The organism is Gluconobacter sp. P5H9_a, assembly GCF_018812085.1.
Taxonomy (GTDB): domain Bacteria; phylum Pseudomonadota; class Alphaproteobacteria; order Acetobacterales; family Acetobacteraceae; genus Gluconobacter.
Genome location: NZ_JACRVW010000005.1, coordinates 104,741 through 117,879 on the forward strand (window position 1 = coordinate 104,741; position 13,139 = coordinate 117,879).

At 57.0% G+C, this 13,139-nt stretch carries 11 protein-coding genes; 8 read left to right on the plus strand and 3 right to left on the minus strand.

Translation table 11 applies throughout. From position 1 onward, the window contains the following. Positions 1-4: 4 nt before the first annotated feature. From KP708_RS07145 to KP708_RS07155, 3 genes are read left to right on the plus strand one after another with little or no spacing between them, the layout of a single operon-like run. Positions 5-781, plus strand: coding sequence for an RNA methyltransferase (locus KP708_RS07145; protein ID WP_010501168.1), 777 nt, complete (start codon positions 5-7; stop codon positions 779-781). 31 nt (positions 782-812) lie between these two features. Further along, positions 813-1,772, plus strand: a complete 960-nt coding sequence (locus KP708_RS07150; RefSeq protein WP_215749426.1) for an ion channel — start codon at positions 813-815, stop codon at positions 1,770-1,772. Beyond that, positions 1,765-2,634, plus strand: a complete 870-nt coding sequence (locus tag KP708_RS07155) for an aldose 1-epimerase family protein (protein ID WP_252347236.1) — start codon at positions 1,765-1,767, stop codon at positions 2,632-2,634. The genes KP708_RS07150 and KP708_RS07155 overlap by 8 nt, the downstream gene beginning before the upstream one ends. A gap of 47 nt (positions 2,635-2,681) precedes the next feature. On the opposite strand, the gene gltX is transcribed toward KP708_RS07155, so the two are convergent. Beyond that, entirely contained in the window at positions 2,682-4,016 is a 1,335-nt protein-coding gene (gene gltX, locus KP708_RS07160) for a glutamate--tRNA ligase (protein ID WP_215749008.1), read from the minus strand. A gap of 292 nt (positions 4,017-4,308) precedes the next feature. On the opposite strand from gltX, the gene KP708_RS07165 reads away from it, so the two are divergent. Further along, positions 4,309-4,902, plus strand: coding sequence for a LemA family protein (locus KP708_RS07165; protein ID WP_046900877.1), 594 nt, complete (start codon positions 4,309-4,311; stop codon positions 4,900-4,902). A 23-nt stretch (positions 4,903-4,925) separates the two neighbouring features. Beyond that, positions 4,926-5,765 carry a YgcG family protein gene (locus KP708_RS07170; protein WP_371822660.1) on the plus strand — a complete coding sequence of 280 codons (840 nt, stop codon included), beginning with the start codon at positions 4,926-4,928 and terminating at the stop codon, positions 5,763-5,765. A 27-nt stretch (positions 5,766-5,792) separates the two neighbouring features. On the opposite strand, the gene KP708_RS07175 is transcribed toward KP708_RS07170, so the two are convergent. Beyond that, entirely contained in the window at positions 5,793-6,866 is a 1,074-nt protein-coding gene (locus KP708_RS07175) for a glycosyltransferase family 4 protein (protein WP_215749012.1), read from the minus strand. A gap of 258 nt (positions 6,867-7,124) precedes the next feature. Between KP708_RS07175 and KP708_RS07180 the strand changes: the two genes are divergently transcribed. Beyond that, positions 7,125-7,325, plus strand: a complete 201-nt coding sequence (locus KP708_RS07180) for an entericidin A/B family lipoprotein (RefSeq protein WP_046899903.1) — start codon at positions 7,125-7,127, stop codon at positions 7,323-7,325. Positions 7,326-7,389: 64 nt separating this feature from the next. On the opposite strand, the gene ade is transcribed toward KP708_RS07180, so the two are convergent. Further along, a complete protein-coding gene (ade, locus tag KP708_RS07185) occupies positions 7,390-9,087 on the minus strand; it encodes an adenine deaminase (protein WP_215749013.1) in 1,698 nt (565 codons plus the stop codon). 207 nt (positions 9,088-9,294) lie between these two features. Here ade and KP708_RS07190 point away from each other — a divergent pair, with 207 nt between their 5' ends. Together KP708_RS07190 and KP708_RS07195 are read left to right on the plus strand one after the other, a co-directional pair. Next, on the plus strand, positions 9,295-11,826 hold the full coding sequence (locus KP708_RS07190) for a TonB-dependent receptor (protein ID WP_202206435.1): 2,532 nt from the start codon (positions 9,295-9,297) through the stop codon (positions 11,824-11,826). Positions 11,827-11,911: 85 nt separating this feature from the next. After that, complete coding sequence (locus KP708_RS07195) at positions 11,912-13,135, plus strand: TIGR03862 family flavoprotein (RefSeq protein ID WP_215749015.1); 1,224 nt, start codon at positions 11,912-11,914, stop codon at positions 13,133-13,135. The last annotated feature ends 4 nt before the right edge of the window (positions 13,136-13,139 follow it).

Genomic DNA, 13,139 nt, shown 5'->3' on the forward strand with positions numbered 1-13,139 from the left:
ATCCATGACCGGACGTGATGGTGGTGCCGATCTGGAACCGATCGGCGAATTTGATCCCGTTGTCATTCTTGTGCGACCACAGCTCGCCGAAAATATCGGTACAACAGCTCGGGCCATGGCGAATGGCGGGCTGTTCCATTTGCGCATTGTGGCTCCGCGGGACGGCTGGCCACAGGAACGCGCATGGCCCGCATCTTCCGGCGCCCATCGCATCCTCGACAACGCACAGGTTTTCGAAACGGTGGATGAGGCCGTGGCTGATTTGCACCGCGTTTTCGCCACGTGTCCCCGCCCCCGCCATGTCGTGAAGCCGGTCATGACAGCCCGCGGAGCGGCAGCAGAACTCCGTGTGGCCTCTACGCGCGGCCTGCGCACCGGCATCCTGTTCGGGCCGGAGCGCGCTGGCCTCGACGTCGAAGACATGGCCCGCGCCGATACGCTGGTGCGTTACCCGCTCAATCCGAAGTTCATGTCTCTCAACCTCGCACAGGCCGTGCTCGTCATGGCCTATGAGTGGTATCTGACCGAAGACATGACGCCCCCGCGTGACCTCATGACCAATGAGACGCATGTGGCCACCAAGGGCGAGCTGGAAAACTTCATGTCCCATCTGCTGCGGGAACTTGATGACTGTGGCTTCCTGCGCAACGAGCAGAAGAAACCGGGCATGATCCGCAATCTGCGGCATTTCTTCACACGAGGCGAAGTCACCGAACAGGAACTTCGCACGCTCCATGGCGTGGTCAGCGAACTGGTCAGCGCCAGAAAGGCAAGACGGTAAGACCATGATCCACTGGCGACACAGGCACCGGATGCATCCACGGCCTGAGGCGCTGGTGGCGGAAACGGCCAACCGCATCCGCGCTCACGTCCTGGAAGAAAACGGCCGGGGCGACATTATCCGTACCGGTCTGAAAGATGGCTCCTTCGGAGACCTCTACCATCACCTGATGACCATGACATGGGGGACATTCTTCTGGGCGTCCCTCCTTTTATATCTGGTGATCAACGTCGCCTTTGCAGCGCTCTATTATGTAATTCCCGGCAGCGTCAGTGGTGTTCCGCACGGGGATTTTCTCGATGACGTGTTCTTCAGCGTCCAGACAATCTCAACAGTCGGATACGGGACGATGGCTCCCGTAGGACGCTTAACCAACACCATTGTTTCCTTTGAAGTTCTCGCAGGGATGATGCTCAATGCGCTGGCAACCGGACTTGTCTTCGCACGCTTCTCCCGCCCCAGGGCCCGCATTCTGTTCAGCCATGTCGCCGTCGTGTCCTATGATGACCTGATCCCGACATTAACCATCCGCATCGCCAACCGCCGGCGCACGCTGATTCTGTCGGCCAACATCGAGATGACCCTGACGCGCCTGATGCCAGACGATCATAGTCGGCTTGTCCGCCGCTTTGACCGATTGGCTCTGATCCAGTCACATATGCCGATTTTTCGGATCAGCCTGAACGCCACACACATGATTGATGAGACCAGCCCGCTTTATGGCCTATCAGCAGACACCTTGATTGACCAGAATGCGGAAATCATCATCACGATGGATGGGACAGACGAAATCTCTTCCCAGACACTCTTCGCACGACATGCCTACGAGATCGGCCATGTGAAACACGGATACCGTTTCTCGGACATGATCCATCACCGCCCGGATGGCAGGGTCGAGGTCGACTTCACCCAGTTCCATACAACTGAACATGGGGACCACGAGCCGATTGATCCGTCCACAGCGCATGAAAGGCACCCCCACCATGTCTGATACCCAGCACAGCTTCGGAAAAAATGGCCTGACGGCAACGGTTTCCGCCCATGGCGCAGAGCTGACCTCTTTACGGACGGCTTCAGGACAGGACCTTCTCTGGACCGCTGGCCCCGCCTGGAAGCGTCACTCGCCCATTCTGTTTCCCATCATCGGGAAACCGCCGGAAAACATGACACTCAACGGAAAACCAGTCACGCTGAATCAACATGGCTTCGCACGTGACATGCTCTTCCACTGGGTTGAGCGGACAGAAATCGGCTGCGTTCTGGAACTGGAAGACACACCCGAGACCCGCGCACTCTTTCCCGCTGCCTTCCGCCTGCATCTCATCTACCGGATGGAAGAAACCGGCCTGCATGTCGGTTATGTTCTAATCAACCCGTCCGAAGATGTCCCGCTTCATGCCTCTCTGGGCGCACATCCCGCATTTATGTGGCCTCTCAAGCCAGAAGCGGAGCGCGCAGGTTATCGCCTGACATTTGAGAGGGTTGAAACCGATCAGATCCGGCGCATCAGCCCAGACGGGCTACTGCCAGATAGTGCCCCCTCCCCGATTAAGGATCGCGTTCTTCCGCTGGAAGACAGCCTGTTTGAAGCTGATGCCATCATCATGCTGGATGTACACAGCAAGGCCGTCGATTTTACAGACACGGACGGAAACGGCCTGCGTATCCGCTGGAACGGCTTCAGAGATCTCGGGATCTGGACCAAGCCAGGCGCGGGTTTCCTGTGCATCGAACCTTGGTATGGCTATGCCACACCCATTGGCTTCTCTGGCGATTTTTCGGAGAAACCAGGCCTGCTGCATTTGCAGCCCGGCGAAAGCTGGGAAGCTTTCTGGAGCGTTGAACCAGTCTGACGCTCGAAATTGGGAATGCCCGGATTACCGGCATTCCCAATCATAATTCAGGCGCCGATTGCGTCCTGAAGGCGGGACACCGTCCGCGCATGGCCCATCAGGCCCAGCAGCACATGCAGTTCCGGCCCGTTATCCTCACCCGTCAGCGCCAGACGGAGCGGCATGAACAGGGTCTTCCCCTTACGGCCAGACTTTTCCTTGAGAGCTGTCGTCCAGTCCTTCCAGGTGTCTTCGCCCCATGGCTCGGCGGGCAACGTCTCAAGCGCCTGCTTCAGGAATTCACGGTCTTCCGGCTGTGAGGGCGGAACAATCGTACCCTGCGTCACATCCCACCAATGCGGGATTTCTGCCGTCAAATCGACATTGCCACGCACCGCATTCCAGAATTCTTCCGTCGCCTCGGCCGGAAGATGTTCCTTCGCCACCGAGAACGGCAGGTTATGCAGAGCCTTGCGGTTCAGAGCCAGAAGCTGGCGCATATCGAACCGCGCCGCAGACTTGGAAACATGGGAGATCTCGTAGGCCACAATCGCCTCTTCCATCGTCATGACTTCCGGATCATCGGACGTCCCGACCCGTGCCAGATACGACACGATTGACATCGGCTCGATCCCATCCTGACGAAGCGACTTCAGGCCCAGCGCATCAAAACGCTTGGACAACTTCCCGCCGTCAGAATCCAGCAGCAGCGGCAGATGCGCGAACGTAAAGCGATCCGGCTTTGCACCCAGCGCTTCTGCAATATCAATCTGAACACCCGTGTTCGTCACATGATCTTCACCGCGGACGATATGCGTGATGCCCATTTCCAGATCATCAACAACTGACGCCAGCGTGTAGAGGATCGTGCCATCAGCGCGGATCAGAACCGGATCGGAGATTGCCGTCAGCTTGACGGAGCAATCGTCCATGACGAGATCCTGCCACTTACGGCTGCCATCCGTCAGCTTGAAGCGCCAGTGCGGCGTCTTGCCATTGGCTTCGGCACGAGCCCGCTGGTCAGGCGTCAGCTTCAGCATGGCGCGATCATAGATCGGGGCCTTGCCAGCCCGGATGCGCATCTCGCGCTTGGCGTTCAGTTCGTATTCGGTCTCAAAGCATGGATACAGCCGACCAGAGGCTTTCAGCTTGTCGATCGCCGCAGCATACCGCTCCATTCGCGAGGACTGACGGGCCTCTTCGTCCCAGTCCAGACCGAGCCACGCCAGATCCTTGCGGATCGCGTCCTCATATTCAGACTTGCTGCGCGCGACGTCCGTATCGTCGATACGCAGGAGGAACTTGCCGCCATGGCGGCGGGCGAACAGGAAGTTGGCGACGGCCTGACGGGCGTTACCAACATGGAGATAGCCGGTTGGCGATGGGGCAAAGCGCAGTTTCATGCCGCCTTAATGCCGCATGATTGCGCGTCATGCCAGATGCATGAAGCATCGTGTTCAGAACACCCGACACTCTCCAGTTTCTCGACACTCCAGCGGGCAAATAAAACATGGTCGCTCTACCGATATAACATAACGGGAAACCGGAATACTTGGCCCACAAACATGGACTAAAAAGAAACGTTTTTTCCTTCAGTCCATCCTGTTGTATAAAGGCGAAGAACAGACACTCACGACTGACGATTTTTTCTGCGATCGGAGTGATGATCCGTTTTTTGATTTAAGAGGACCCCTGATGAGAAAACTTCTCATTCCTGCCATTCTGGTAATCGGCATTATTGCCCTGCTGGGATCAAGCTATAACCGTTTCATGGGAGCGGACCAGAACGTCAAGGAACAGATGGGTCAGCTTCAGAACGAAGTGCAGCGCCAGACCGACCTGATTCCCAATCTGGTCAACACAGTCAAAGGCTATGCCACCCACGAGCATGACACTCTAACGGATTACGCTGCGGCACGTTCGGGTGAAACGCCCCTGAACCGCATTGACCCCCGCTCGGTCAGTGATGAAGACCTTCAGAAGAAGATCCTGGACGCACAGACCCGTAACGCACAGGAAATCAAAGCCATCAACGTCGTGGCTGAGCAGTCCCCGCAGCTACAGGCCAATCAGAACTTCACGAGCCTGATGGTTCAGCTTGAAGGCACACAGAACCGCATCACCGTGGCACGCCAGCGTCTGCAGCAGGCCATTTTGGCTTATAACCAGACAGTCATGCACTTCCCGGGCAACCTTGCCGCCGGGATCATGGGCTACCATCAGCGCGTCTACTACGAGGCTTCCCCAGCCGCACAGACGCCGCCAGTCGTAGACTTCTCCAAGCATTGATCTGACTGAAGGACCGGATGAACGTGCCGACTGTTTCCCGCCTGCTTCTAACGCGCACCCTGCATCTGGTCCTTGCCGTGACTGCCCTGCTGTGCCTGCCCCTGACGGGTGCGGCAGGCGCGACCACACCCTTGACCGAACTCGTCACAGATCCGCATCAGAGCCTGTCCGAGCAGGAACAGGATCAACTCGTCCAGAAACTGACGGATCTTCGGCAAACACTCCCAAGTCACCCACACATTCTGATCGTTCTTCCTGGCCATGTGGACGATATCGATCAGTATGCGAATGAGACGTTCCATGCCTCCGGCATTGGTCAAAAAGGTCAGGACAACGGTCTCCTGATCGTTCTGGATATTCCGGACAATCAGGCCCGCATCGAAGTCGGGTATGGATTTGAAGGCGATCTGACGGACCTTCAGACATTCAATATCCTGCATACCGCCCAGCCAGACCTGAAAGCGGGTCACTATGCCGCCGCACTAAACGGGATGCTGGATTCCATCGCCGACATTTTGCGCAAAAGCGAGACGCAGGTTCACGAGGAGCAGACCGCATCCGATGCGGACTTCAACATCAACGGATTTGATCTCGCACTCGGTGTCGGAGGAATGGTGCTGTTTGCCCTTGGCTCGGGCTTTACCGTCCGCGCTCAACGTCGCGAAGCTCAGGGCCTGCCGCTTTCAATCTTTGACCGTTTTCTGATCAGCATTCCTTGGGATGTCATCCTGAGCCTGCTGATCAATATTCTGTCGGCCGCTTCGCGCAATAACGCCAACGCGTCCGGCAGCGATAAGAAGAAAAACTCCTACAAATCCGGCGGAGGCGATTCTGGCGGAGGCGGCGCGAAGGATTCCTGGTAAAAGGCGCCTCTGTAAGTTTTTCTTGGATCAGCGGCCTGCTGCATCAATACGCAACAACTGAGCCAACGCCGCATCAAGTTTCTCGGGCGTATGATGCTGCGATATCAGATCACGTCCATGACGAACGACGGTCTCCCACCGAGGGGCCTGCGTGTAAAGCGCGACAATGGCATTCGCCATATCCTGCGGAAGATCCGCAACAGCCAGCTCTCTCAACTGCGGCCCAAAGTCAAAACCTTCAGCCGCAACGGATGTCATGACACACGGCACGCCATGAGACAGGCTGGTCAGCACTTTTCCTTTCGTCCCTGCTCCATACCGAAGCGGGGCAACCGTCACCCTGAGTGTTTTCAACACGCCTGTCAGATCCGGCACATGCCCAAGCACCACCAGACGTGCATCGTTTTGCGCCTGTTCTATCAGCCAATCCGGTGAACCTGCTCCCACAATCAGGAACTTGCACTCAGGTACTTTGGCAGACAGATCTGGCCAGACATGATCCAAGAAATAGCGCACCGCATCTTCATTCGGCCGATGTCCAAAATTGCCGATAAAGCCGATATTCTTGCGGTCCTCCCAGCGTTCTCCTTCGGCGGATGGTCTGGGAAAGGCCAGATGCACGATATGCGCCTCTGGAAGTTCCTGCCTCAAAAGATCCTTCTCATAGCTGGACACCACAAGTGTCGCATCAGCCCGGCGGATAACCCCGAGTTCATTATCCCGCGTGACTCCAGCAGCTTTGAGCGCAGCAGCATCGCCTGACAGGCGGGCTGCCCGCTCCTCCCGCAAGAAATGCAGATCACACGTATAGAAAATCATGCGGGCAGCGGGGAACGCGGCGCGGAGCCGATCATATGCCGCGCCGCCACAGCAAACCCGACATGGGATGCAGGCATCAATATCCGGTCCGATCTGCCGCAGGGCGTCGTCAATTCCGTCCCACCCGGGGGACACTGCGTCATGTCCAGGTGTCAGGCACCTAACCCCCAGGGATCGATAGACCGCAGCAGCACTTGCATCCCGCTGCTCTGAAGACAGAAAATATTCTCCCAGCGCCAGAAAGCTGACCCTGCATCCCAGCCGAAGCAGAGAGTGGATCATCGCATCCAGATCCATCGAGCCAGAATCATGGAGAGGCCTTGGAAAATTGCAGTCCACAATCAGGACTGATCTTTCTGACGAATGCCCCACGCTACGGCGAAACACTCTGGAAATCGCTTTGGCCCAACGAAATTTCTCTAACACTTCTCAGGCCTTTTTCCGTTCCTGCCCGCGCAGGTCAGCACTTAAAAACGCAACTTTTTGACATGACAGGCTTTTAGCCCTGAACTGATACACAGAACAGAAGGACATGCCCGCATGACCAAGACCCGTAAATCCACATTCGCTCGCCTGATGCTGGTCTCTGCCCTGCTCACAGGGACGGCAGTGTCCCTGTCCGCCTGCAACACGACGCGTGGCGCAGGCCAGGATGTCAGTGCTGTTGGCCATGCAACGTCCCACGCTGCAACCAGCGCACAGCAGGGTATTGCCAATGCGACGGGTGCTTCCACCCACTGATCAGCCTTTTCTTCAGGCTCGATAAGAAAGACCCGCTCCCTCACAGGAGCGGGTCTTTTTCGTTTCAGACCAGTTCCATTGTCCGAACATCAATCATTCCAAGATCTGTGATCTTGAGATGCGGGATAACAGGAAGAGGCAGGAAAGCCAGTTGCAGAAACGGCTCTTCCAGAGAAACACCCATGTCCTTCGCGGCCTTCCGCAACACGATCAGTTCGTCACGAACCTGCTCGAACGGGGCGTCACTCATCAGACCAGCCACAGGTAGCTTCAATTCTGCCAGCACCTTGCCGTTCTGAACGGCAACAAATCCGCCGCCTGTCGCCTCCAGTCGGTTCACAGCAGTCGCCATATCCGCATCGTTGGTACCCACAACGCAGATGTTATGGCTGTCATGCCCGACAGATGACGCCAGTGCTCCGTGCTTCAGGCCGAACCCTTTCACAAACCCCCTGCCGATATTGTCATTATGTCCATGTCGCGCCACCACACAGACCTTGGCCACATCGTTCGGAACATCCGGCAGGACCTGCCCGTTCTCTTCCGGCAATGTCAGCCGCAGATATTCCGTAATAATCTGCCCAGGAATGAGCCCCATCACAGGGCGGTCTGTTCCACTGCCCTGAATTTGCATATCCGACGCAGAAACCACACCTGGCAACTTCACACTGCCCAGCCCCACTGGCGGAATAATCTCCCGTTCAGCAAACAGGGCCTCCGTGACCAGACGCCCGGCAGAAATGACATCCGACACCAGACAGGTTTCTAGATTATCCAGAAGCACAACATCCGCACGCTTGCCGGGAGCAATCTGCCCGCGGTCCCGCAGACCAAAGGCAGTGGCAGCCGAAAGTGAGGCCGCGCGATACGCTGCAAGCGGCTCAACCCCCAGTTCGATTGCCCGGCGGATCAGAAAGTCCAGATGTCCTTCATGAGCAATTTCAAGCGGATTACGGTCGTCTGTGCAGAAAGCAAAGAAGGGCGACGTTGCAACATTCAGCAGCGGAACCAGTGCTTCCAGATCCTTGCAGACGGAGCCTTCCCGGATCAGCACGGTCATGCCCTTGCGGACTTTTTCCAGTGCTTCTTCCGCTGCGGTTGCTTCATGGTCCGTCGAAATGCCCGCGGCCAGATACCCATTCAGAGCCTTGCCACGCATCAGCGGCGCATGACCATCAATATGTCCGTCGGCAAAGGCAGCCAGCTTGTCCAGACACCCCGGATCGCCGTTCAGAACACCCGGGATATTCATGAATTCTGCCAGCCCGATCACCTTGGGATGGTCCCGGTAGGCCACAAGATCAGCTGCATCCAGTGTGGCCCCGGATGTTTCCATAGGTGTTGCAGGAACGCAGCTCGACAGATTGACCCGCAGATCCATGACCGTCCGCTCAGCGGCCGCCAGGAAATAGTCGAAGGCTGATCGCCCAAGGACATTGGCCATCTCATGGGGATCACAGATGGCGGTCGTCACGCCATGCGGCAGCACGCAGCGATCGAACTCAAAAGGCGTGACCAAAGAGGACTCAACGTGAAGGTGCGTGTCGATGAAACCGGGGACAGCAATCCGCCCACGTCCATCAATCTCCTGCTTGCCTTCGTAGGTGCCGTAAGTTCCCACGATCCGGTCCCCGCAGATCGCAATATCCGTCGGGACCAGTTCGCCGGTGACAAGGTCCAGAAGACGGACGTTGCGAACTACCAGATCCGCTGGTTCCCGCCCCTGCCCCTGAGCCACCCGGCGCTGGATTGCGTTCTGCATGCCTGAAACCTCCGAATGTCAGCAATGACCACTTATAGCGCGCAGAGGCCCTCGCACTCAAAAGAAGCTTTCACGCCACTTTTTGTTGCGGAAATATCACGATTATTTATGTCTTAATGTTTCACATCCCAAACTGTTGAAGAGTGTGACAAAGCGTGGTTTTTCCCTCCTCGCTTATTTCACTATCCGAGAAAGACCATCTTTCTGATGCGCCTTGCACGCCTTCTATCAACGTCCGCCCTCATGGCCCTGGGGGCCGCTCCTGCACTGGCGGCACCATCTTCTTCCAGTCCGGATCATAAGCCAGCCCGTCATCAGGCTGCGGCTCCATCCATGATGGGCAATACGGCACCGACAGATGAAGTGCATGAAGAGCACGTCTCCGTTAGCGGGCGTCGCAAGTACTTTGATGGTGTAACACGCCGTGACGTCGGTGGCGGTCTGATGCAGAAGCAGGACGCGGCGAAATCCGTCTCAAGTATCTCCCGCGACTTCATTGAAAAGCAGGCACCAGGTCAGGATCCGATGCAGCTCATTGCGCTGCTGCCCGGCGCCAACGTCTCTTCTTCAGATCCTGCAGGGCTGACTGGAAGCCACATGAGCTCCCGTGGCCTCGACCAGACGCAGATGGGCTTTACGCTTGAAGGCTTCCCGATCAACGACGTCGGCTCCTTCCAAACGTACTCTCAGGAAATCGTGGATTCCGAAAACCTTCAGAAGGTGAATCTGGCGCAGGGTTCTGCCGATCTGGACAGCCCCCATCTCAGCGCCGCAGGCGGCGTGGTCGACATGTACATGATTGACCCTAAGATGAAGGCAGGCGGAGCGTTCGACGTCTCTTACGGCTCTTACGACTACACCCGCGGCTTCCTACGCCTCGACACAGGCAAGATTGGCCACACGAACCTACGTGCGTATTTCTCCGGTTCCTATGCAACCGAAGACGCTATCCACAGTGAAGCAACGAACCGCAAGCTGCACGCGGAAGGCAAGATCGTGAACGACTGGGGCGACGGAAACCGCGTCTCTCTCGCGATCGTGGGTAACCGCCTCTACAACTACCTGAACCGCTCCGTGAACATGGCATCGTGGGACGAATACGGACTGGGCGTGAAGGACAAGTACGTATCGTCCTGCTCGGCTGGTGCGACCTGTACCCGACCGAACGGCACGACATTCAAGAACACGTCTGGCGCGACAATCTCAAACACCGTCTACAACGGCGTGTACAAGGACCCGACGGGCAAGAGCACGAAGAGTGACGCGGACTACTACAAGTTCCACCAGAACCCGTTCACCAACATCTATGTCAGCGCGCCATCCACCTTCAAGCTGACGGATCACCTGACGCTAACGGAAACGCCTTACTTCTGGTACGGCAGCGGTAGCGGCGGTGGCGCATATGCCGTCCCCACCAGCTATGGTGCCACGTCCATGGGCGGGAGCCTTGAAGGCAAAACCGTCGCCAAGGGTACACTGCTCTATGAACCGTCCATCACAACGACGTATCGTCCTGGTGCTGTCACCAAGCTGACGCTGACGACAGGCGTGAACCGTCTGATGGTTGGTTACTGGTTCGAATATTCCAAGCAGATCCAGAGCGGCCCTGCCACAGGCATTGGTACCGACGGTACGCCCTGGAGCGTCTGGGGACAGGCTGCGAATTACGTCTTTGATAATGGCGCAACGTATCAGTATCGCTCAAACCTCACACAGACCCGCGTGCACACGATGTTCATCGGTGACAGCCTGTCCCTGCTGAACAACAAGCTCACGATCGAAGGCGGCCTGAAATACGCCATCGTTACCCGTGACGCACACAACATGCTGCCCAACACATCCACGGGCCCTTACATCAAGAAAACCTATTACGAGCCACTGCCAACGGCGTCGATCCGGTATCAGATCAACCCTGAGAACCAGATCTTCATCTCAGGCGCGACCAACTTCCGGATGCCTACGAACTTCTCCCTGTTCGACGCAGGCGCCTATTACAAGGGCAGCGGCTACGCGACACATGGCATCACCAACCTGAACCCGGAAATCTCGATTTCGGAAGAAGCAGGCTGGCGCTACACCGGATCGACCGTCATGGCCTCGATCACCTACTTCCACTACGACTTCACAAACCGCTTCTTCTCCCAGAGCCAGTGCATGGATGATGCCTGCTCCAACTATTTCAGCAACAACATCAATGCTGGTGGACAGACTTCAAATGGTGTGGATGCGGAAATCGGCACACGTCCGATCTTCTACCACCTGCGTCCTTATGTTTCGTTCGAGTATGTCGATGCCCGCACGACCAGCAACCTGAAGGGCGGCAGCAGCAGCTCTGTCGATTATCTCCCAACCAAGGGGAAGTTCGCGCCTGAAACACCCAAGTATCAGGTCGGCTTCAACCTGGATTACGATGACGGCAGCCTGTTCGGTGCTTACAACGTGAAATACGTTGCCAAGCAGTATTCCACATTCATGAACGACGAGGCTGTTCCGTCCTATGTCCGCATGAATCTGACGGTTGGGTATCGCTTCCACAATGTCGGCTTCCTGCAGAGCCCGAACATCAAGCTCAACATCTCCAACATCGCCAACAAGCACTATCTGGGCTTCCCACTGGGCGTGCAGACGAACGCAACAGCAATGAAGGGTATCTTCGGCAACACGGTGAAGGGGACCGCCCCGACCTACGCCATTGCAGCACCCTTCGCAGCAACCGGCTCCATCAGCGCTGGTTTCTAAAACAGTATATTCTGAGGCTGATAACCCCGGCCTCAGACGCACGTAGAACCTGACAAACGACCCGGCTCATGGCAATCAGACAGCCATGAGCCCTTTCCCCACGCCGCCAGTCGTTGCCATCATTGGCGCAGGTCCCGCCGGACTGTTCGCCGCTGAGTATCTTTCCGCCCACGGATGTCATGTCGAAGTCTTTGAGCAGATGCCCAGCGTGGGACGGAAACTGCTCATGGCAGGCCGAAGTGGCCTCAACCTGACCCACTCTGAGCCACTCGACCTTTTCATAACACGCTATGGAACGGCCCAAGACTGGCTGACCCCAGCCTTGCTGAACTTCCCGCCAGACGCCCTGCGTCATTGGGCGGAAAACCTTGGACAGGAGTGCTTTAGTGGAAGTTCCGGGCGTGTTTTCCCCAAAAGTATGAAAGCCTCTCCTCTGCTTCGCGCATGGCTAAGCCGACTTGCAGAGCAAGGCGTTCAGATCAGGACACGCCATCGCTTCAGTGGATGGGATGGTCCGCTCCTTGGCTTTGAGGCCCCTGAAGGCCCCATCACGTTTTCTGCGGATGCCACACTCATGGCTACAGGCGGTGCAAGCTGGTCCCGCCTCGGGTCAGACGGGCGCTGGGCCAGTCTGTTCCCTGCGGAAACATCCCCTTTCAAACCGTCAAACTGCGGCTTTATCCCCAACTGGCCCGATGACATCCTGCAACGCCATGACGGACAGATACTCCATTCCGTCGGACTGTCGTTTCAGGGGACGGAAACCCGTGGGGACCTCACCATTACGCCGCGCGGGCTGGAAGGCTCTGCGCTCTATGCCCTCTCAGCTTCCCTGCGCGACACCATCACATCAACTGGCACCGCCACTCTGTCGCTGGATCTCCGTCCCACTCTCTCCGAAGATGCCATTCTCAAACGCCTTTTGGCCCAGCGTCCCAGAGAGAGCCAGTCCAACCGGCTCCGCAAAGCTCTTTCTCTCGATGGTGCCTCCAGAGAACTTCTGCGACAGGCAACACCAAAACAGGCGACACCTCTACAGCTTGCTCAAGCCATAAAAGCCCTCCCCATCGCCCTGACCGGGACCGACACCCTCGACCGCGCCATCTCGACAGCAGGAGGATTACGCCAGGACGCGCTGGACGAAAATTTCATGCTAAAGGCTCATCCCGGCCTGTTTGCAGCTGGCGAGATGCTGGATTGGGAAGCCCCGACCGGCGGTTATCTCCTGCAGGGATGTTTTTCCACCGGTCTTGCTGCCGCAAAGGGCGTCCTTGGGTGGCTAGAATCGTCAGTTTCGGGTATCCGCTGACGCC